Annotated in this window: 20 protein-coding genes; 9 read left to right on the forward strand and 11 right to left on the reverse strand. The window is 73.0% G+C overall.

Translation table 11 applies throughout. The features are described from left to right. Positions 1–96: 96 nt before the first annotated feature. Positions 97–2,157 (forward strand): acyl-CoA dehydrogenase family protein, encoded by a 2,061-nt coding sequence (locus Q2K19_RS18230; RefSeq protein ID WP_446839641.1) that lies wholly within the window; start codon positions 97–99, stop codon positions 2,155–2,157. Positions 2,158–2,214: 57 nt separating this feature from the next. Here the strand turns inward: Q2K19_RS18230 and Q2K19_RS18235 are convergent, their stop codons facing one another. From Q2K19_RS18235 to Q2K19_RS18270, 8 genes are all read right to left on the reverse strand, one after another. Beyond that, positions 2,215–2,382 carry a hypothetical protein gene (locus Q2K19_RS18235; RefSeq protein ID WP_302762496.1) on the reverse strand — a complete coding sequence of 56 codons (168 nt, stop codon included), beginning with the start codon at positions 2,380–2,382 and terminating at the stop codon, positions 2,215–2,217. A 9-nt stretch (positions 2,383–2,391) separates the two neighbouring features. Beyond that, positions 2,392–2,997, reverse strand: a complete 606-nt coding sequence (locus Q2K19_RS18240; protein ID WP_302762497.1) for a hypothetical protein — start codon at positions 2,995–2,997, stop codon at positions 2,392–2,394. Between the two features lie 47 nt (positions 2,998–3,044). Next, positions 3,045–3,437 carry a Fur family transcriptional regulator gene (locus Q2K19_RS18245; protein WP_302762498.1) on the reverse strand — a complete coding sequence of 131 codons (393 nt, stop codon included), beginning with the start codon at positions 3,435–3,437 and terminating at the stop codon, positions 3,045–3,047. Continuing rightward, on the reverse strand, positions 3,434–3,736 hold the full coding sequence (locus tag Q2K19_RS18250; RefSeq protein ID WP_302762499.1) for an ArsR/SmtB family transcription factor: 303 nt from the start codon (positions 3,734–3,736) through the stop codon (positions 3,434–3,436). Before Q2K19_RS18250 ends, Q2K19_RS18245 begins: the two co-directional genes overlap by 4 nt. A gap of 43 nt (positions 3,737–3,779) precedes the next feature. Further along, positions 3,780–4,664 (reverse strand): metal ABC transporter permease, encoded by an 885-nt coding sequence (locus Q2K19_RS18255; protein ID WP_302772610.1) that lies wholly within the window; start codon positions 4,662–4,664, stop codon positions 3,780–3,782. Then, a complete protein-coding gene (locus Q2K19_RS18260; RefSeq protein ID WP_302762500.1) occupies positions 4,664–5,425 on the reverse strand; it encodes a metal ABC transporter ATP-binding protein in 762 nt (253 codons plus the stop codon). The genes Q2K19_RS18255 and Q2K19_RS18260 overlap by 1 nt, the downstream gene beginning before the upstream one ends. Positions 5,426–5,481: 56 nt before the next feature. Further along, positions 5,482–6,423, reverse strand: a complete 942-nt coding sequence (locus Q2K19_RS18265; RefSeq protein WP_302762501.1) for a metal ABC transporter substrate-binding protein — start codon at positions 6,421–6,423, stop codon at positions 5,482–5,484. 67 nt (positions 6,424–6,490) lie between these two features. Beyond that, entirely contained in the window at positions 6,491–6,748 is a 258-nt protein-coding gene (locus Q2K19_RS18270) for a DUF6703 family protein (protein WP_302762502.1), read from the reverse strand. 27 nt (positions 6,749–6,775) lie between these two features. Here Q2K19_RS18270 and Q2K19_RS18275 point away from each other — a divergent pair, with 27 nt between their 5' ends. From Q2K19_RS18275 to Q2K19_RS18285, 3 genes are all read left to right on the forward strand, one after another. Continuing rightward, positions 6,776–7,117 (forward strand): antibiotic biosynthesis monooxygenase family protein, encoded by a 342-nt coding sequence (locus Q2K19_RS18275; RefSeq protein WP_302762503.1) that lies wholly within the window; start codon positions 6,776–6,778, stop codon positions 7,115–7,117. A gap of 25 nt (positions 7,118–7,142) precedes the next feature. Further along, positions 7,143–7,703 carry an Rv0361 family membrane protein gene (locus tag Q2K19_RS18280; protein WP_302762504.1) on the forward strand — a complete coding sequence of 187 codons (561 nt, stop codon included), beginning with the start codon at positions 7,143–7,145 and terminating at the stop codon, positions 7,701–7,703. A gap of 114 nt (positions 7,704–7,817) precedes the next feature. Then, on the forward strand, positions 7,818–9,197 hold the full coding sequence (locus Q2K19_RS18285; RefSeq protein ID WP_302762505.1) for a glycine--tRNA ligase: 1,380 nt from the start codon (positions 7,818–7,820) through the stop codon (positions 9,195–9,197). Between the two features lie 52 nt (positions 9,198–9,249). On the opposite strand, the gene Q2K19_RS18290 is transcribed toward Q2K19_RS18285, so the two are convergent. Beyond that, positions 9,250–10,227, reverse strand: a complete 978-nt coding sequence (locus tag Q2K19_RS18290) for a type IV toxin-antitoxin system AbiEi family antitoxin domain-containing protein (protein WP_302762506.1) — start codon at positions 10,225–10,227, stop codon at positions 9,250–9,252. Positions 10,228–10,484: 257 nt separating this feature from the next. Between Q2K19_RS18290 and dusB the strand changes: the two genes are divergently transcribed. After that, positions 10,485–11,576 carry a tRNA dihydrouridine synthase DusB gene (gene dusB, locus Q2K19_RS18295; RefSeq protein ID WP_302772612.1) on the forward strand — a complete coding sequence of 364 codons (1,092 nt, stop codon included), beginning with the start codon at positions 10,485–10,487 and terminating at the stop codon, positions 11,574–11,576. Positions 11,577–11,644: 68 nt separating this feature from the next. Here dusB and Q2K19_RS18300 read toward each other — a convergent pair whose 3' ends face one another. Together Q2K19_RS18300 and Q2K19_RS18305 are read right to left on the reverse strand one after the other, a co-directional pair. Then, on the reverse strand, positions 11,645–12,301 hold the full coding sequence (locus tag Q2K19_RS18300; RefSeq protein WP_302762507.1) for a C39 family peptidase: 657 nt from the start codon (positions 12,299–12,301) through the stop codon (positions 11,645–11,647). 655 nt (positions 12,302–12,956) lie between these two features. Beyond that, positions 12,957–14,663, reverse strand: a complete 1,707-nt coding sequence (locus tag Q2K19_RS18305; protein ID WP_446839640.1) for a beta-N-acetylhexosaminidase — start codon at positions 14,661–14,663, stop codon at positions 12,957–12,959. 313 nt (positions 14,664–14,976) lie between these two features. On the opposite strand from Q2K19_RS18305, the gene ppdK reads away from it, so the two are divergent. From ppdK to Q2K19_RS18325, 4 genes are all read left to right on the forward strand, one after another. Further along, on the forward strand, positions 14,977–17,685 hold the full coding sequence (gene ppdK, locus Q2K19_RS18310; RefSeq protein ID WP_302762508.1) for a pyruvate, phosphate dikinase: 2,709 nt from the start codon (positions 14,977–14,979) through the stop codon (positions 17,683–17,685). A 127-nt stretch (positions 17,686–17,812) separates the two neighbouring features. Continuing rightward, the gene (locus tag Q2K19_RS18315) at positions 17,813–18,163 is read left to right on the forward strand and encodes a VOC family protein (RefSeq protein ID WP_302762509.1); all 351 of its coding nucleotides are present in this window, start codon (positions 17,813–17,815) and stop codon (positions 18,161–18,163) included. 3 nt (positions 18,164–18,166) lie between these two features. Then, a complete protein-coding gene (locus tag Q2K19_RS18320) occupies positions 18,167–19,411 on the forward strand; it encodes a deoxyguanosinetriphosphate triphosphohydrolase (RefSeq protein WP_302762510.1) in 1,245 nt (414 codons plus the stop codon). Between the two features lie 42 nt (positions 19,412–19,453). After that, complete coding sequence (locus Q2K19_RS18325) at positions 19,454–20,290, forward strand: siderophore-interacting protein (RefSeq protein ID WP_302762511.1); 837 nt, start codon at positions 19,454–19,456, stop codon at positions 20,288–20,290. The last annotated feature ends 5 nt before the right edge of the window (positions 20,291–20,295 follow it).

The following is a 20,295-nucleotide window of genomic DNA, read 5'->3' on the forward strand; positions in this document are numbered from 1 at the left end:
GACGTGCGCGGAACGCTACCCCTGGGTAACACCCGGGGGTAACGTCGTTTTCGTCGCACGTCGACGCAGCCGGACCGAGGTCTCCAGGAGGCAGCCGTGACCACGACACAGAACAGCCGTCCCGACCCCGCGAACGTGCCCGGCGCGGGCGGCCCCACCGGTCGGGTGGCCCCGATCGACGACGCCCCGCGGCCCGGCAGCGCCGCCGCCGTCGACGCGGCCGGCGGGGTCGGGCCGCTGCCCACCGAGGCCGGCCAGGTCTCCGAGAAGGAGGCCCGCCAGGTCGCCGAGGCGGCCCGCGAGGCGGCCTGGGACCGGCCCAGTTTCGGCAAGGAACTCTTCCTCGGCCGGTTCCGGCTGGACCTGATCAACCCGTGGCCGCGGTCCGACCCCGCCGACGTCGCGCGGGCGGAGGAGTTCCTCGGCGCGTTCGGGGCGTACCTGGACGCCGAAGTGGACGGCGCGGCCATCGAGCGCGACGCGCGGATCCCCGACGAGGTCTTCCACGGGCTGTCCCGGCTCGGCGCGTTCGGCATGAAGATCGACCGCAAGTACGGCGGCCTCGGGCTGAGCAACCTGCACTACTGCCGGGCGCTGATGCGGGCCGGCTCGGTCAACCCGGCGATCGGCGCGCTGCTCTCCGCGCACCAGTCGATCGGCGTGCCGCAGCCGCTCAAGATGTTCGGCACGCCGGAGCAGAAGCAGCGGTTCCTGCCCCGGCTGGCCGCCGGCGAGGTCTCCGCGTTCCTGCTCACCGAGCCCGACGTCGGCTCCGACCCGGCGCGGCTCGCCACCACCGCCGAGCCCACCGCCGACGGCACCGGCTACCAGCTCAACGGGGTGAAGCTCTGGGCCACCAACGGCACCGTCGCCACCCTGCTGGTGGTGATGGCCCGGGTGCCGGCGGCCGAGGGGCGGCGCGGCGGGATCACCGCCTTCGTGGTGGAGGGTGACAGCGAGGGCATCACCATCGAGCGGCGCAACGCCTTCATCGGCCTGCGCGGCTTGGAGAACAGCCTCACCCGGTTCCACGACGTCTTCGTGCCGAAGGAGAACGTGATCGGCGGCGAGGGGAAGGGCCTGAAGATCGCCCTGACCACGCTGAACACCGGTCGGCTCTCGCTGCCGGCCATGTGTGTCGGCGCCGGCAAGTGGTCGCTGAACGTGGCCCGGGAGTGGGCCGCCGACCGGGTCCAGTGGGGACGGCCGGTGGGCGAGCACGAGGCGGTCGCCAAGAAGCTGGCCTTCATCGCCGCCACCACGTACGGCATGGAGAGCATGCTCGACCTCTGCTGCCTGCTCGCCGACGACGACCGCAACGACATCCGGATCGAGGCCGCGCTGGTGAAGCTCTACGCCAGCGAGATGGCCTGGAAGATCGCCGACGAGCTGATCCAGATCCGGGGCGGGCGCGGCTACGAGACGGCCGACTCGCTGGCGGCCCGGGGCGAGCGGCCGGCCGCCGCCGAGCAGATCCTGCGCGACCTGCGGATCAACCGGATCTTCGAGGGCTCCACCGAGATCATGCACCTGCTGATCGCCCGGGAGGCGGTCGACGCGCACCTCTCGGTGGCCGGCGACATCATCGACCCGGACGCCGGGCTGGGCCGCAAGGCCAGGGCGGGGGCCCGGGCCGGCGCCTTCTACGCCAGGTGGCTGCCCACCCTCGCCGTCGGCAAGGGCCAGGCCCCCGGGGCGTACCACGAGTTCGGCCCGCTCGCCGGCCACCTGCGGCACGTCGAGCGGACCTCCCGCAAGCTGGCCCGGTCCACCTTCTACGCGATGTCCCGCTGGCAGGGGAAGATGGAGCGCAAGCAGGCGTTCCTCGGCCGGGTGGTGGACATCGGCGCGGAGCTGTTCGCGATGTCTGCGGTCTGCGTCCGGGCGATCGCCGAACGGGCCGAGCACCCGGAGAACCTGGAGCTGGCCGACCTGTTCTGCCGGCAGGCGCGACTGCGGATCGACGAGCTGTTCACCGGGCTCTGGTCCAACACCGACTCGGTCGACGTGGCGGCCGCGAAGCGGATCCTCGCCGGCCGGTACGCGTCGCTGGAGGAGGGCGTCGCCACCCCGCCGGCCGACCGGCCGTGGGTGGCCCGCTGGCAGCCCGGCCCGTCCACGGCACAGGACGTCCGCCGCCGGATCCCACCCGCGTGAGAGGAAGGGCCCCCTGTTAACGCCTCCGGCATAGCAGGGGTCCCCTCCTAACCAGGGTCAGCGGGCGACGGCCCAGGCGATCACGCCGGCGAGGATGAGGCCGTTCAGCCCGGCCAGCACGAGGTACGCGGCCGGCGGAATCCGGCGACCCTTGCGGACGTAGCTCACCAGGACGCCCGCGTAGATCAGCAGCAGGATTGCGACGACGATCAGGAAGTACAGCACCGCCACACCTTAGCGGCCCGCCTTCAGCCCGAGCCTGCGCAGCTCCAGTGCGGCGAGCGCGTCGACGGTCGCGTCGTCGCCGCGCCGCCACGCCTCGGCCACGTCGGGGGCGATCCGGGTCAGCCGGCCCAGCGGCTGCCCGGCCAGCGCCCGCAGCGCCAGCAGGTCCCGCCCGGCCGGGGCCGTGGCCAGCGCCTTCGCCGCGCCCGCCCGGCGCATCCAGCGCACCCGCAACGGCAGCCAGCCGAAGAGCACCAGGCCGAGCGGGAAGACCAGCACCGCGATGCTCAGCCCGAGGGCCAGCTGGCCGACCAGCTCCTGCTGGTCGTGGCCCGCCTCGGCGACCGCCCGGGCGGCGTCGGCGGCCCTGGTGAAGGGGGCGGTCAGCTCGTCGCCGACCAGCGGGACCCGGCCGACCTTGCCGCCGGCCTCGGCCAGGTTGTCGGCGAGGCCGGCGCCGGCCCCCTCCAGCTTCTGTCCGGGTACGGCGAGCTTTTCGATCAGGTCGTGCAGCCAGAGCGCGAAGCGGATCGCCGCGTAGACCCAGACGACCACGAGCAGATCGGTGAGGAGCTGACGGAGGGCGGTCGGAAAACGATCAGCGTAGATCTTCACGCCGGACAGCGTGCCACGGCCGGGCCGCGCCGGCACGGTGAGGATGCTCAGCCGACGCAGGCCGGGCAGGAGCCGAAGATCTCCAGGGTGTGGCTGACCTCGGCGTACCCGTGCTCGGCGGCGACCCGCTCGGCCCAGCTCTCCACCGCCGGCCCGGCCACCTCCACGGTCCGCCCGCAGTGCCGGCAGACCAGGTGGTGGTGATGCCCCACGCTGCACCGCCGGTAGAGGTGCTCCCCGCCGGGCGGCCGCATCACGTCGATCTCGCCGGCGTCGGCGAGCCCCTGCAACGTCCGGTAGACCGTGGTCAGGCCGACCCGCTCGCCGCGCTGGCGCAGCATGGCGTGCAGCTCCTGCGCGCTGTGGAAGCCCTCCACCTCGGCCAGCAGCGCGCTCACCGCCGTCCGCTGCCGGGTGTTCCGCAGCACGCCTTCGCTCATGACGGCCCCTCGCCGGCGTGGCTGACCGCGTCCGCGACGATGTGCGCGACGTGCTCGTCCACCAGGGCGTACGCGATCTCGCGGCCGCGCCGGGAGCCGCGGACCACGCCCGCGCCGCGCAGCACGCGCAGGTGCTGGGAGACCAGCGGCTGCGGGGCGCCGAGCTTCTCCACCAGCTCGTGCACGCAGCGCTCGCCCTGGGCCAGTTCGCTGACGATGGCCAGCCGGATCGGCGCCGACAATGCGCGCAGCAGGTCACCCGCGCCCTCGAAGGCGTCGTACCCGTTCGTGGCGGTCACCCCGTAACGATAACCAGTGCCAGCAGAGCCGGCGGTGGGTGGTTCACCGGAGGACGACCTCGTGCTCCGGCGGGTCGGCGACCGGCTCGGCCGCCGGGCCGGCCACCGGTCGGGCCCGCCGGCGCAGCGCCCGCCAGCCGGCGGCGGCCAGCGCGACCACCAGGAACGAGGCGATGGCCAGCAGCACCACCGAGGCGCCCGGCGCGGTGTCGGCGGAGGCCGCCACGACGACCCCGGCACCGGCGGCGAAGAGGCCCAACGCCATGGCCGCCGCCATGGTGCTCCGGAAGCCCCGGGTCACCTGCTGCGCGGTCGCCACCGGCACCACCATCAGCGCGCTGATCAGCAGCACCCCGACGGCCCGCATGGCGATGGTCACGGTCACCGCGGTGGTCACCGCGAGCAGCAGGTTGAGCGCCCGGACCGGCAGGCCGGAGACCCGGGCGTACTCCTCGTCGTGGCAGACCGCGAAGAGCGCCGGGCGCAGCGCCAGCATGACCACCAGGATCACCACGCCGAGCACCAGGATGGTGGTCAGGTCGCCCGCCGACGTCGTGGTCAGCGACCCGAAGAGGTACGAGTTGAGCGACGCGCTGCTCGCGTCGGAGAGCCCGACCAGCATCACGCCGCCGGCGATGCCGCCGTAGAAGAGCAGCGCCAGGGCGAGGTCGCCGGAGGTGCGCCCGCGCGAGCGGACCAGCTCGATGACGATCGCGCCGAGCGTGGCCGCGACCACCGCCACCAGCACGGGGGAGCGGTTGAGCAGCAGCCCCGCGCCGACGCCGGTGAGCGCCACGTGCCCGATGCCGTCGCCGATCAGCGCCAGCCGCCGCTGCACCAGGTAGATGCCGAGCGCCGGGGCGGCCAGCCCGATGACCAGCGCGCCGACCAGGGCGCGCAGCATGAAGTCGTACTGGAAGAGGTCCATCACATGCTCCACAGCCCGGCGGGCTCCTCGTCGCAGTGCGGGTGCACGTGGTCGTGGCCCGGCTCGGCGTGGTGCCCGGCCGGCTCCGGCACCGCGCCGTCGTGGCAGATGCCGCCCTGGTGGACGACGACCGCGCGGCTGATCAGCGGGCGCAGCGGCCCCAGCTCGTGGGCGACCAGCAGGACCGTGCCGCCACCGGCGACGAAGCCGCGCAGCGCGGCGGCGAACGCCTCCTGGCTGCCCGCGTCGACCCCGGCGGTCGGCTCGTCCAGCACCAGCAGCTCCGGCCGGCCGGCGAGGGCCCGGGCGATCAGCGTGCGCTGCTGCTGGCCGCCGGAGAGGGTGGCCACCGGGTCGCCGGCCCGGTCGGCGAGCCCGACCGCGTCCAGCGCCGCGGCGACCGCCGCGCGGTCGGCCCGCCCCGCCGGGCGCAGCACGCCCCGGCGGGCCAGCCGCCCCGACGCCACCACCTCGCCCACCGTGGCCGGTACGCCGCTGCCCGCGCCGAGCCGCTGCGGGACGTACCCGATGCGGTGCCACTGCCGGAAGCGGCGCTGCGGGGCGCCGAAGAGGGTGACCGACCCGGCGCCGAGCGGCACCAGGCCCAGCACGGCGCGGATCAGGGTGGACTTGCCGGAGCCGTTGGCGCCGAGCACGGCGACCACCTCGCCGGCGGTGACGGTGAGCGAGACGTCGCGCAGCACCGCCCGGCCGTCGTAGCCCACGGCGGCGTGCGCGACCTGGACCACAGGTGCGCTCATGCCGCCGCCGGGAAGTTGTCCGGCGCGGTGCTGATGGTCGGTTTGCTGAAGCTTGCTCATGAGCAGTCCAAGGCGGTCCGCAGGGTCTGGAGGTTGGTACGCATCGCCGAGAGGTAGTCGCCGTCGGCCGGGGCGCTCTCGACCGGGTCGAGCACGGCGGTCCTCGCCCCGACCTCCCGGGCCACGGTCTCGGCGACCTTCGGGCTGACCAGCGTCTCGAAGAAGATGGTGGTGGCGTGGTGCTCCCGGGCCTCCGTCGCCACCTCGGCGAGGCGCTGCGGGGAGGGCTCGGCGTCCGGGCTGAGGCCGGTGATGCCGACCTGTTCGAGCTGGTAGCGGGCGGCCAGGTAGCCGAACGCCGTGTGGCTGGTGACGATCTCCCGGCGCTGGCAGGTCCGCAGGCCCTGCGCGTAGTCGGCGTCGAGCCGCTCCAGCTCGGCGCGGAGCGTCTTCGCCCGGGCGGTGAAGTCGGCGGCCCGGTCCGGGTCGGCCTTGCCGAGCCGCTCGGCGAGCCGGTCCCCGATGGTGGCGAGCCGGGTCGGGTCGAGCCAGACGTGCGGGTCCTTGCCGCCGCTCTCCTCCTCGTGGCCCGCGTCGCCCTCGTGCTGGTGACCGCCGTCCGTCGCGTCCCGCAGCGGCTGCACGGTGGCCACGTCGAACGCCCGGTCGCCGGCGTTCTGCTCGACCGCCTCGTCCACGGCCGGCTGGAGGCCGGCCAGGTAGACGATCAGCTCCGCGTCGCTGACCTGGCCCACCTGGCGCGGGTTGAGTTCCAGGTCGTGCGGCTCGGCGCCGGGCTTGGCGAGGCTGGTGACCCGGACCGCGTCCCCGCCGACCTGCTCGGCGAGGAACTGGAGCGGGTAGAGGGCGGCCACCACGTCGACCCGCTGCGGGTCGCTCCCGCTGCCGTCGTCGCCCGTGCAGGCGGCCGCGCCGCCCAGGGTGAGCAGGGCGGCGGTGCTGGCGGCGAGGACGCGGGACGGGCGACGGGCGGTCATGCCGTCAACTGTCCGCGATAACGAAATTGATTGTCAAAAACGCATGATTGCATGTTCGGTGCGCTGCTCAGAGCAGCTTGGCCAGGGCGGCCGCGAGCAGCAGCGTCAGCACCACCAGCCGCAGCACCCGGGTGGCCGGCGTCTGCACCGGCCAGGTGACCGCCATCAGCCACACCAGCCCCGCCGCCAGCAGCAGCAACACCACGCCGCCGGCCGGGCCGGGGGCGAAGAGCGCCACCAGCACCAGGACCAGGGTGGCCAGGAACACCACCGTCGGGTTGAGCCGGGCCAGCCGGGCCAGCAGGGGAGTCTGCGTACGCTGCATTCCACAAACTCTACGAGGAGGACGCCGGTGCTGGTCACCAACCGGTTCGTGGTGGACGCCGAGGTCGCGCCCGACTTCCCCGAACGGGCGCACGCCGCCCTGGCCGCGCTCGCCGCCCGCCCCGGCTACCTGCGCGGGGAGCTGCTGCGGGCGCTGGACGACCCGACCCACTGGTGCCTGCTCACCGAGTGGGAGTCGGTCGGGGCGTACCGGCGGGCGCTGGGCGGTTTCGATGTCAAGGTCACCGCGGTCCCGTTGCTCGCCCAGTCGGTGGACGAGCCCTCCGCCTACGAGACACTCGCCAGTGCCGCGCCGGAGGGCGAGATCGTCGTCGTCGCCAGTGATCGGGCCGCAGGTCCTTACCGCTGAGGCCGGGGGCACTACCCTCTGCCGTATGACCGCACCCGGCCCGGCCGCCCCACCCCCGCACCCCGTGCCGCCCGACGTGCCGGCGGTACCGGGCCCGCCGGCCGAACCCGGCGTCCCGGCGCCGCCGCCCGGCCCCGGGGTCGCCCCGCCGTTCGCCGCCCCGCCCACCGAGGGCGGCCGGGCCCGGCTCTGGCTCGGCCTCGGCGTCGGCGCGCTCGCCGTGCTGCTCTGCTGCGGCGGGGGTGGCGCGGCCGTGGTCGGGCTGGCGGTGAGCAACGTCCAGGCCGTCGAGGAGCAGGGCCGGGCGGTCACCGACGACTACTACCAGGCCCTCGTCGAGAAGGACTGGTCCAAGGCCTACGACCAGCTCTGCGACGACGCCCGGCGGCGCGAGTCCCGGGCCGAGTTCGAGCAGCGGGTGGCCACCGAGCCGCAGGTCTCCGGCTACCGGGTGGGCAAGGTCGACCCGCAGACGCTGACCGTGCCGGTGGACGTGACCCTGACCGGCGGCAAGCACGAGGCCCAGACGGTGACGCTGGCGCCGGACCAGCAGACGGGTGGCATGGAGGTCTGCGGGGTGAGCTGAGCGCGCCCCCGGTATTCTGCTGGGCTCGGGAGCGCGGTGGTCGTACCGTTGTCCCGAACCGCCCGGTTCCATCCACAGCACCCCCGCCGACCGCCAGCCGGCGTAGGAGGAAACATGCCAGCCGACCGTATCGACGCCGTCGTCAGCCTCGCCAAGCGCCGAGGCTTCGTCTTCCCCTCCAGCGAGATCTACGGGGGCACCCGGTCGGCGTGGGACTACGGTCCGCTCGGCGTGGAGCTCAAGGAGAACGTCCGCCGGCAGTGGTGGAAGACCATGGTCCAGCAGCGCGACGACGTCGTCGGCCTGGACTCCGCGGTCATCCTGGCCCGCCAGGTCTGGGAGGCCAGCGGCCACATCGCCGAGTTCGTCGACCCGCTGACCGAGTGCCAGTCCTGCCACAAGCGGTTCCGCGCCGATCACCTGGAAGAGGCGTACGAGGCCAAGCACGGCCGGCCGCCGACCTCGCTCAGCGAGATCAACTGCCCGAACTGCGGCAACAAGGGCACCTTCACCGAGCCGAAGATGTTCAACGGCCTGATGAAGACCTACCTCGGCCCGGTCGAGAGCGACGAGGGCCTGCACTACCTGCGCCCGGAGACGGCCCAGGGCATCTTCGTCAACTACAAGAACGTGGAGACGGTCGCCCGCAAGAAGCCGCCGTTCGGCATCGCGCAGACCGGCAAGTCGTTCCGCAACGAGATCACCCCGGGTAACTTCATCTTCCGGACCCGCGAGTTCGAGCAGATGGAGATGGAGTTCTTCGTCGAGCCGGGCACCGACGAGGAGTGGCACGAGTACTGGCTGCGCGAGCGCTGGAACTGGTACCTCGACCTGGGCCTCTCCGAGGAGAACCTGCGCTTCTACGAGCACCCCAAGGAGAAGCTCTCCCACTACTCGAAGCGCACCGTCGACATCGAGTACCGGTTCCAGTTCGGCGGCACCGAGTTCGCCGAGCTGGAGGGCATCGCCAACCGCACCGACTTCGACCTGTCCACGCACAGCAAGCACTCCGGCGTCGACCTGTCGTACTTCGACCAGACCAAGAGCGAGCGCTGGATCCCGTACGTGATCGAGCCGGCCGCCGGCCTGACCCGCGCGGTGCTCGCCTTTCTGCTCGAGGCGTACGACGAGGACGAGGCGCCGAACACCAAGGGCGGCGTGGACAAGCGCACCGTCATGCGCTTCGACCCGCGGCTGGCCCCGGTCAAGGTGGCGGTGCTGCCGCTGTCCCGCAACGAGGCGCTCTCGCCGAAGGCCAAGCAGCTCGCCACCGACCTGCGCAAGCGCTGGGTGGTCGAGTTCGACGACTCGCAGGCGATCGGTCGCCGCTACCGGCGGCAGGACGAGATCGGCACCCCGTTCTGCGTCACCGTCGACTTCGACACCCTCGACGACAACGCGGTGACCGTGCGGAACCGGGACACCATGGCCCAGGAGCGCATCTCGCTGGACCAGGTCGAGCGCTACCTGATCGAGCGCCTGCCCGGCTGCTGAGCTGTAAGGAGGGGCCCCTTCTTAACGTCTGCGGTAGAGAAGGGGCCCCTTCTCACACCCCTGACCCGGGGTCGGGGCGTGGTTCGACGCGGACACCGGCGGGGGCGGCTGTGCCGCGTCGGGTGGCATATGCGTCCTCCACGGCCCGGCGCACTCCCGACGGGTCCCGGCGGATCTGTGCCGGGGTGAAGTGCAGGACCAGCACGCCGAGCCGGCTCAACTCGTTGTGCCGGTCCAACGTGCGCGCCCAGTCCTCCGGACTGAAGTGGTACTCCTGCGAGTCGACCTCCAGCGCCACGCCCGCCTCGGCGAGGTACCCGTCCGGCGTGGGCAGCCTCCGCCCCGCCGCGTCGACCAGGCGGGGATTCCACTGGATCGCCGGCAGAACAGGGCTGCCGGCCAGCGACTCCCGCAGCTCCGCCTCCGGCGCCGAACGGGTGCCGGCGACCACCTCGGAGAAGGCCTTCCTGATCAGTGCGGTACGGCTACGCCGGGCACGATTGATCTCCTCCTCCAACGCGGCCAGGCCGGTGAAGCCGCGCTGGACGGCCTCGGCGACGATGGCCCTCACCGGACGCAGTTGCCGCAGGTCCCGGGCGGCGTCAACAACGGCCCGGGCAGGCGAGCAGACCGGATAGTTCGCAGTCTGCCGAGCCCTGGGGTCGAGGGTCAGCGCCCGCGAGATCACGGCGTGGCCGGCGGACTTGCGCCGTGCGTGATGCGGCACGACCAGCTGCACGTTCTCGGTCCGGGGGCTGTACCGGAAGCCGTACCAGGCAAGTGCGGCAAGTCCGGTCAGCTGCGCGTCGGGTCCGGCGTAGATGACGGCGGAGATCAGCCGCTGCTCACCCGTCATCGTGCCGCTGAACAGCGCGTAGGTGGCCGGCAGCACCCGTTGCCAGAGGCCCCGGCGGGTCTGCCGGTAGAGGAACATGTCGTCAAAGCCGGCGGCGAGGAGTTGGGTCCTGGTCAGGATCTGGTGCTGACGCTGCGCCGCCTCTTCGAGCGTGGTGGCTCGGTGCTCGATCATGACCGCAGCCTCCACCGCACGGGACGACCGCGCCGCCGCCGCGAACCCGCCTGTGTACCGCCGCGCCCCCTGTGCACAACCCCCGCCAAGCCCGCCCCTGTGATATGCGCCCTGTTAACAGGGGGCCCGTGCTATGCAGAGGGCGTTAAGAAGGGGCCCCTCCTTACACTTGTCCGGTGACCGCCCCGACCCTGCCCGCGCTGCGCCCGTTGACCATCGGGCGGCACCAGGTGTGGCCGCCGGTGGTGCTCGCGCCGATGGCCGGCATCACCAACGTCGGCTTCCGCCGGCTCTGCCGCGAGCAGGGCGGCGGCATCTACGTGTGCGAGATGATCACCACCCGGGCGCTGGTCGAGCGGAACCCGAAGACGCTGCGCATGATCGCCTTCGGCGCGGAGGAGCAGCCGCGCAGCCTGCAGCTCTACGGCACCGACCCGGAGATCACCGCCGCCGCGGTGCGGATCGTGGTGGAGCAGGACCTGGCCGACCACATCGACCTCAACTTCGGCTGCCCGGTCCCCAAGGTCACCCGGCGCGGTGGCGGGTCGGCCCTGCCGTGGCGGCGCCGGCTCTTCGCCCGGCTGGTCAAGGCCGCGGTGGACGCCGCGTCACCCGCCGGGGTGCCGGTCACCGTCAAGATGCGCAAGGGCATCGACGACGACCACCTGACGTACGTCGAGGCCGGGCTGGCCGCCCAGGATGCCGGCGTCGCGGCGGTCGCCCTGCACGGGCGTACGGCCGCCCAGCGCTACTCGGGCACCGCCGACTGGGACGCCATCGCCACCCTCAAGCAGGCGCTGAACGTGCCGGTGCTCGGCAACGGCGACATCTGGGAGGCGGACGACGCGCTGCGGATGGTCGCGCACACCGGCGTCGACGGCGTGGTGATCGGGCGCGGCTGCCTGGGCCGGCCGTGGCTCTTCGCCGACCTGGAGGCCGCCTTCAACGGCCGGACCGAGCGGCGGCTGCCCAGCCTCGGCGAGGTCGCGGTGACCATGCGGCGCCACGCCGAGCTGCTGGTCGAACAGTTCGTGGCCGGCGCGCGCAACCCGGCCCGCGGCGAGCGGGACGGCTGCACCGACTTCCGCAAGCACGTCGCCTGGTACCTCAAGGGCTTCCCGATCGGCAGCGAGCTGCGCCGCTCCCTGGCGATGATCGACAGCCTGGCCCAGCTCGACGACCTGCTCGGCAAGCTGGACCCGGACGTGCCGTTCCCGGTCGAGAACCTGGGTCAGCCGCGCGGCCGGACCAACTCGCCGGGCAAGGTCTTCCTCCCCGACGGCTGGCTGGCCAGCCGCGACGACGACACCCCGCCGGACGGCGCCGAGCTGGACGACTCCGGCGGCTGACCCGGATACGCCGAAGGGCCCGACCCCTGGTGGGGTCGGGCCCTTTCGTGTTGTTGCCGGTCGGATCGTCAGGAGGTGCTGTAGCCGCGGGTGGCGATCCAGTCGGCGAGGTTGTCGACGGTGATGCGGTAGGAGGCCATGTTCGGGTCGGCGGAGTCGGCGATGGTCACGGTGTGGCCGTTGTCGCGGTAGCCGACGACGCTGATGTAGTGGCCGCCTTCGAAGGAGTGGGTGTTGCCGTCGGTGTCGGTGGTGGTGCCGGCGATGTTGGCGACCACGGCCCGGCCGTCGTCGATGGTGCGGACGATGTCGGCGCGCAGGGTGTCGGTCTGCTTGTCGTCGGCCTTGGGGGTGCGGATTTCCACCGAGTGGTAGGCGTTGGTCTTGCCGGTTTCCTTGTTCAGGACCGGGGTGATGTCGTTGATGCTGTTGGTGCCGTTCTCGGTGGTGCCCATTTCCTTGGCCATGGCGTCGACGTTGATGTTCTTGCCCTGCACGGACAGGGCGTTGCGGGTGGCGGCGGGGCCGCAGTAGTAGAAGTTCGGCTGGGCCTCGTAGCGGACGTTGAGTTCCCGCTCGCCGTGGCCCTTGCGGTCGGTGCTCACCTGGGCGGCCTTGTCGGCGGGGGCGGCGTGGGCGGCGATGGCGGGGCCGGCGATGCCACCGGCGGTGGCGGCGACACCCGCAGCGGTCAGGACGGTCTTACGCAGAATGTCGGTACGCATGATGAAGTCACGCCTTCCGGTTGGGGGTATTGCGGCCATCGCACAAAGGGGGGGTGTGCGGGTGGCCGCGAACAAGAAGTCTTTCGGGGTTCGCCCGGCGATCAGGGGGTGACCTGCTCGGGCGGCCCGGGGATGTAACGACCGGTGGCGGGGAGTGATTCCCTCGGCTCATCCGGCACGGACCAGGTGCGGCGCGGTCCGGGGATGTAACGACGGGGGCCGGGAGGTCATTCCCACCGGCTCACCCGGGGCGGGCCTCGCGGCCCGGGGATGTAACCACGACCGGCGGCCAGTCATTCCGCCCGACCCGAGGGCCGGACTGGTTGCCGCGCGGTCAGCCATGTACAACGACCCCGGCCCCGGCATCATTCCGCCGCCGACGTGGCCGCGACCCCGGGACGCCGGGCCCAAACCCGGACATCGGGGCATCGCGGGCGATCCGAGAAACGGACACCGACCCCAACCGGGCAGGCACGCTCCATTCGCCGACCGCATGACGACCATGCCGCTGCGTCATGAACGCGACGCAGCGACATACCGATCTCAGGTGGTCCCGGCCGCTGCGGGCCGGGGAAGCCGCTGCCCGGCTCATGGAGTCAGCCCGGGCCCGCGGATCCACGCGGATCCTGGCCCGCGGGGCGCGAGCCCCGAGGGGTCAGTGGGTATCGGTGACGGCCGTTCGGGACGGTTGGGCGGGGATGGGGTGGGTCGGCATCGCCGGCCAGGGGATGTCCGGGGAAGGGTGGAAGGTGATGCCGGCGGTGGTCCAGCGCGGGCCGTGGCCGGCCAGCCGGTCCCGGAAGGCGTCCCAGTCGTGCGTCGCGCGAGGTGACCAGCCCAGCTCGGCGACGGCGGGCAGGCGCGGGAAGAGCATGAACTCCACCTCGGCCAGCGTGGTGACCGACTCGGTCCAGAGCGGCGCCTCCACCCCCAGCACGGCGTCGGCCGGGACGCCGGTCAGGTGGCTGCCCGGGTCCCAGTCGTAGGCCCGGTGGACGTCGATGAGGCCGGCCCAGTCGTGCCCGATCGGGGTGTCCGGGGCGTACTTCATGTCCAGGTAGACCCGGTTGCCGGGGGAGAGGATCAGCCGGGCGCCGCCGCGTACCGCGGCGGCGGTCTCCGGGTCGTCGCCGTTGGTGCCCCACCACTGGAGCACCCGCCCGTCGACGTGCCCGGCCGGGGCGAGCTGGTGCCAGCCGACCACGGTCTTCCCGGTGGCCGCCACGATCCGCTGCGCCCGCTCCACGAAGCCGGTGTACGCCGCGCCCTTGACCTTGAACGCCTCGTCGCCGCCCAGGTGCAGCCACGGCCCGGGGGTCAGTGCGGCCACCTCGCCGACCACGTCGGCGACGAAGTCGTACGTCCGCTCGTCGGCCGGGTCGACGTAGCTGAAGCCGACGTCGGTGCCGGTGTACGGCGGCGGGGCGATCTTGCCGGGGGCCAGCTCGGGGTAGGCGACCAGCGCCGCGTTGGTGTGACCGGGCAGGTCGATCTCCGGCACCACGGTGACGTGCCGGCGGTCGGCGTACGCGACGATGCGCCGGTAGTCGGCCTTGGTGTAGCAGCCGCCGGGGCCGCCACCGACCTCCGTGGCGCCGCCCACCTCGGCGAGCCGGGGCCAGGAGTCCACGGCGATCCGCCAGCCCTGGTCGTCGGTGAGGTGCAGGTGCAGGTGGTTGAGCTTGTACCGGGCCAGGTGGTCGACCACCCGCAGCACCTCGTCGACGGTGAAGAAGTGCCGGGCCACGTCGAGCATCGCGCCCCGGTAGGGGAAGCGTGGCCGGTCGAGGATGCTGCCGCCCGGCATCACCCAGCGCTCGGCGACCGGGGTGGCGCTCTCGATCGGCGCCGGCAGCAACTGCCGCAGGGTCTGCGCGCCGTGGAAGAGCCCGGCCGGGGTGGCCGCGCTGATCCGGACCTCGTCCCGGGTCACGTCGAGGCGGTAGCCCTCGTCGCCCAGCGCCTCGACCGGCTCCGCGCCGGCCGGGCGGGCGGACGCCGCCGCGCCGGACAGGGTGAGCAGGAGTGAACCGTCGTCCCCGGCGTCGGTGACCGGGAGCGGGTAGCCGGTGGCGGGGCGCAGCCAGTCGGCGAGCTGCTCGGCGACGTCCCGGGCGGGCGGGCTGACCAGGATCACCGCGTCCTCGGGCAGTAGGAAGTCGGCCGCCGGCTCGGGCGTGACCCGTTCGGGGGCGGGGACCACGTCGGCCAGCCGGACCGGCGCGGGCGGGGCGAGCAGGTCGCCGGCCGCCCGGGCGGCGGTGCGGGCGAGTTCGGCGGCGGCCGGCTGCCGGGTGGGCAGGTCGGCCGGGTCGAGCGGCTCGGGTCCGCTCTCGGCGGGGGCGGCGGGGATGGTCGACACGGCGACGGCTCCGGAGGGTGTATTTGCGCGCGATATGGCAAAGGTCAGGTTCAGCAGAAGCAGTCTCCCAAGAGTACGAGGGGAATCGGAATTGCGTGATCCTGCGCGTGGAAGCGTTCCCAAAAACCGGTACGGACGCGGATAGTGGTGACGGTTGTGCCGATTGTCACCGAACGGTCCCAGCCCACTCGATGTTCGCTTAACCTTCGCCCACCGATCGCTGACGGCACCGGGATTACCGGTGGTTGGTCTCGGGGTATGTCCGAACTGAACCTTCGTTAAGTGTCAATCCCGGCGCGCGTGGGAGGCTCTGGTGGCAACGCAAGAGACGGTCGATCACAAGTACGTCTACGACTTTGCCGAGGGCAACAAGGACCTCAAGGACCTGCTCGGTGGCAAGGGGGCCAACCTCGCCGAGATGACGAATCTCGGCCTGCCGGTCCCGCCCGGCTTCACCATCACCACCGAGGCCTGCAAGGCGTACCTGGCGACCGGCCGGGAGCCGGACGGACTGGCCGGCCAGATCGAGGCGCACCTGGAGTCCCTGGAGGGCGGCATGGGTCGCCGGCTGGGCGACCCGGACGACCCGCTGCTGGTCTCGGTCCGCTCGGGCGCCAAGTTCTCCATGCCCGGAATGATGGAGACCGTCCTCAACGTCGGTCTCAACGACCGCAGCGTGGTCGGGCTCAGCCGGCAGGCCGGCGGCAACGACCGGTTCGCCTGGGACTCGTACCGCCGGCTGATCCAGATGTTCGGCAAGACCGTCTGCGAGGTGCCGGGCGAGGAGTTCGAGCACGCCATCGACGACGCCAAGCGGGCCAAGGGCACCGACAACGACCTCGACCTGGACGCGGACGACCTGCGCGGGCTGGTCGACGCGTTCAAGAAGATCTTCGCCAAGCACACCGGGCGGGAGTTCCCGCAGGAGCCGCGCGAGCAGCTCGACCTGGCCATCCGCGCGGTCTTCGAATCGTGGAACGCCGAGCGCGCGGTGGTCTACCGCCGCCAGGAGCGCATCCCGGCCGACCTGGGCACCGCGGTCAACGTGGTGGCCATGGTCTTCGGCAACCTCGGCCCCGACTCCGGCACCGGCGTCGCCTTCACCCGCGACCCCGCCAGCGGGGCGCAGGGCATCTACGGCGACTACCTGGCCAACGCGCAGGGCGAGGACGTGGTCGCCGGCATCCGGAACACCGTGCCGTTGCAGGAGCTGGAGCGGATCGACAAGAAGTCCTACGACGAGCTGCTCGACTACATGGCCCGGCTCGAGGAGCACTACAAGGACCTCTGCGACATCGAGTTCACCATCGAGCGCGGCAAGCTGTGGATGCTCCAGACCCGGGTCGGCAAGCGGACCGCCGCCGCCGCGTTCGTCATCGCCGGGCAGCTCGTCGACGAGGGCCTGATCGACCTGAACGAGGCGCTGCACCGGGTCAACGGCGCGCAGCTCGCCCAGCTGATGTTCCCCCGGTTCAAGCTGGACCACGAGTTCGAGCCGGTGGCCAAGGGCATCGGCGCCTCCCCGGGCGCCGCCGTCGGCAAGGTGGTCTTCACCTCGGCCCGGGCGGTCGAGCTGGCCGCCGAAGGGGAGCCGGTGATCCTCGTCCGGCGGGAGACGAACCCGGACGACCTCAACGGCATGATCGCCGCCAAGGGCATCCTCACCTCGCGCGGCGGCAAGACCAGCCACGCCGCCGTGGTGGCCCGGGGCATGGGCAAGACCTGCGTGTCCGGCGCCGACGAGCTCGACGTGAACATTCCCGCGAAGAAGTTCACCGTGGCCGGGCGCACCGTCAACGAGGGCGACGTGGTCTCCATCGACGGCACCACCGGCAAGGTCTACCTCGGCGAGGTCCCGGTCATGCCGTCGGAGGTGGTGCAGTACTTCGAGGGCACCCTCGACGCGGAGCGGACCGACGACCCGCTGGTCCGAGCCGTACACCGGATCATGACGCACGCCGACGCCACGCGGCGGCTGCGGGTCCGCACGAACGCCGACACCGGCCCGGACGCGGCGCGGGCGCGGCGGTTCGGGGCCGAGGGCATCGGCCTGTGCCGCACCGAGCACATGTTCCTCGGCGACCGGCGGGAGCTGGTCGAGCGGCTGATCCTGGCCGCCGACGACGCCGAGCGGGAGGCGGCCCTCGCCGCCCTGCTGCCGCTGCAGCGCGAGGACTTCATCGAGATCTTCCGCGAGATGGACGGCCTGCCGGTCACCGTGCGGCTGATCGACCCGCCGCTGCATGAGTTCCTGCCCCCGCTGGAGCAGCTCGCGGTCAACGTGGCGGTCGCCCAGGAGCGCGGCGAGGACGTGGCCAAGGAGGAGGCGCTGCTCGCCGCCGTCCGGCGGATGCACGAGGAGAACCCGATGCTCGGCCTCCGCGGCGTCCGGCTCGGCCTGGTCATCCCCGGCCTGTTCGCCATGCAGGTCCGCGCGATCGCCGAGGCCGCCGTCACGGTCGCGCGGGGCGGCGGGGCGGCCTGCCCGGAGATCATGGTCCCGCTGGTCGGCGCCGTGCAGGAGCTGGAGACGGTTCGCGCCGAGGCCGAGAAGATCATCGCCGAGGTGGTCGGGGACAGCGGCGTCGAGGTGCTGATCGGCACCATGATCGAGGTGCCCCGGGCGGCGCTGACCGCCGGGCAGATCGCCGAGGCGGCGCAGTTCTTCTCCTTCGGCACCAACGACCTCACCCAGATGGCCTGGGGCTTCTCCCGCGACGACGTCGAGGGCGCGTTCTTCTGGCGCTACCTGGAGCTGGGCATCTTCGGCATCTCGCCGTTCGAGTCGATCGACGCCGAGGGCGTCGGCCGGCTGGTCCGGATCGCCGCCGAGGAGGGCCGGGCCGCCCGGCCCGGGCTGAAGCTCGGCGTCTGCGGCGAGCACGGCGGCGACCCCGACTCGGTGCACTTCTTCCACGAGGTGGGGCTCGACTACGTCTCCTGCTCGCCGTTCCGGGTCCCGGTGGCCCGGCTGGAGGCCGGCCGCGCGGCGATCACCACCACCGGTTCCGACTCCCGCTGACCGTGATACGAGCGGGGCCGCCGGCGCTTACGTCGTCGACGGCCCCGCGCTCGCCCGGTGCGCCGTCTTCGGTCGGCGGGCGTAACCTGGGCTCGCCGCGTTCGCGTTGATCAGGAAGGGTGGCCGCATGACCATCGTCTGGGAGAACCTGACCGTCGACGCCGAGGACCCGTCCCGGCTGGCCCACTGGTGGGCGGAGGCGCTCGGCTACCAGGTGGTCGCGGACAAGCCCGACGAGGTGGAGATCCGCCGTTCGCCCGACGAGCTGCCCGGCATCGTCTTCGTCCCGGTCAGCGCGCCCAAGGAGGGCAAGAACCGGCTGCACATCGACCTGCGCCCGGACGACCAGGAGGCCGAGGTCGAGCGGTTGGTGGACATGGGGGCCCGGCACGTCGACATCGGCCAGGCCGACGCCGCGTGGACGGTGCTGTCCGACCCCGAGGGCAACGAGTTCTGCGTGCTGCGGCAGCGGGGATGACGGTTGAGCGCGGGTCCCGGCGCTGACGACGCGGCGCGCCTCGCCGTCGAGGCGCCCAAGGACTCCGGGTACGGGCGGTCGCCGTACGAGCGGGACCGGGCGCGGGTGCTGCACTCGGCGGCGTTCCGCCGGCTCGCCGCGAAGACCCAGGTGCACACCGCGGGCACCAACGACTTCCTGCGCACCCGGCTGACCCACTCGCTGGAGGTGGCGCAGATCGCCCGGGAGATGGGCGCCCGGCTGGGCTGCGACCCGGACGTGGTGGACACCGCCGGGCTGGCCCACGATCTCGGTCACCCGCCCTTCGGGCACAACGGCGAGGACGCCCTGGACGGGCTCGCCGCCGCCTGCGGCGGCTTCGAGGGGAACGCGCAGACGCTGCGGGTGCTCACCCGGCTGGAGGCCAAGGTGCTCGACCCGTCCGGCCGCTCGGCCGGGCTCAACCTCACCCGGGCCTCGCTCGACGCGGTCGGCAAGTACCCGTGGGAACGCCGCCCCGGCCGGCGCAAGTTCGGGGTGTACGCCGACGACCGCCCGGTCTTCGACTGGGTGCGCGCCGGTGCCCCGCCCGGCGACCGGCGCTGCCTGGAGGCGCAGGTGATGGACTGGGCCGACGATGTGGCGTACTCGGTGCACGACGTGGAGGACGGCATCCACGGCGGGTACGTCAGCCTGCGCCCGCTGCTGGCCGACGAGGACGAGCGGCGGGCGCTCTGCGCCGACGTGGCGGCCGCGTACTCCGGGGAGGCCCCGGAGGACCTCGGCGAGGTGCTGGCCGAGCTGCTCGCCGAGCCGGTGCTCGCCCCGCTCGCCGCGTACGACGGCAGCCACCGCGCCCTCGCGGCGTTGAAGACCACCACCAGCGTGCTGACCGGCCGGTTCGTCGCCACCGTGGTGGCCGCCACCCAGGACCGCCACGGGCCGGGACCGCACCGCCGGTATGCCGCCGACCTGGTGGTGCCGCGCCGGATCCGGGCGCAGTGCGCGCTGCTCAAGGGCATCGCGCTGCGCTACGTGATGCGTCGGCCGGGCGCCGACACCCGGTACGCCCAGCAGCAGCAGATCCTCGCCGAGCTGGTCGCGGCCCTGCTTGACCGGGCGCCGGACGCGCTCGACCCGGTCTTCGCCCCGCTCTGGCGGGACGCCCCCGACGACGCCGCGCGGCTGCGGGTGGCGATCGACCAGGTGGCCTCGCTCACCGACCCGGCCGCCCTGTCCTGGCACGCCCGCCTGGTCCCGACGCCCTGACCGGTTGGGGGAACGGCGGCGACTTAGGCTAGCCTAAGTGACATGACGCAGCGCCCGAAGAAGCTCACCGCCGCCACGGTCGTCCGGACCGAGCGGCCCACCCCGCATCTGATCCGGCTGGTGCTGGGCGGGGCGGAGCTGGCCGGCCTGCCGGTGGGCGCGTACACCGACCACTACGTCAAGTTCGTCTTCCCGCCCGCCGGGTTGACCTACCCGCACCCGACGGACCTGGCCACCATCAGGCGGGAGTTCCCGGCCGAGCAGTGGCCGCGGCTGCGGGCGTACACGGTGCGCCGCTGGGACGCGACGGCCGGCGAGCTGACCATCGACGTGGTGCACCACGGCGACGAGGGCCTCGCCGGCCCGTGGGCGGCCGCGCTGCGCCCCGGCGACCCGGTGCTCTTCACCGGCCCCGGCGGGGCGTACGCGCCGGACCCGGCGGCCGACTGGCACCTGCTGGTCGGGGACGAGAGCGCGCTGCCGGCGATCGCCGCCGCCCTGGAGCGGCTGCCGTTCGGCGCGCAGGCGTTGGTCTTCGTCGAGGTCGACGGTCCGGCCGACGAGCTGCCGCTGGTCAGCCCCGGCGCGGTGGAGCTGCGCTGGCTGCACCGGGCCGGCCGCCCGGTGGGCGAGGCGCTGGTCGAGGCGGTCCGGGCGCTGGACTTCCCGGCCGGTGCGGTGCACGCCTTCGTCCACGGCGAGGCCACCTTCGTCAAGGAGCTGCGCCGGCTGCTGCGGGTCGAGCGGGGGGTGCCGCGCGCGGCGCTCTCCATCTCCGGCTACTGGCGCCGGGGCCTGGACGACGAGGGCTGGCGCGCCACCAAGCCCGCCTGGAACGCCCAGGTCGAGGCCGAGGAATCGGCCACCCTCCCGGCCTGAGGCGC

The sequence above is a fragment of the Micromonospora sp. NBRC 110009 genome, from assembly GCF_030518795.1.
Lineage (GTDB): Bacteria > Actinomycetota > Actinomycetes > Mycobacteriales > Micromonosporaceae > Micromonospora.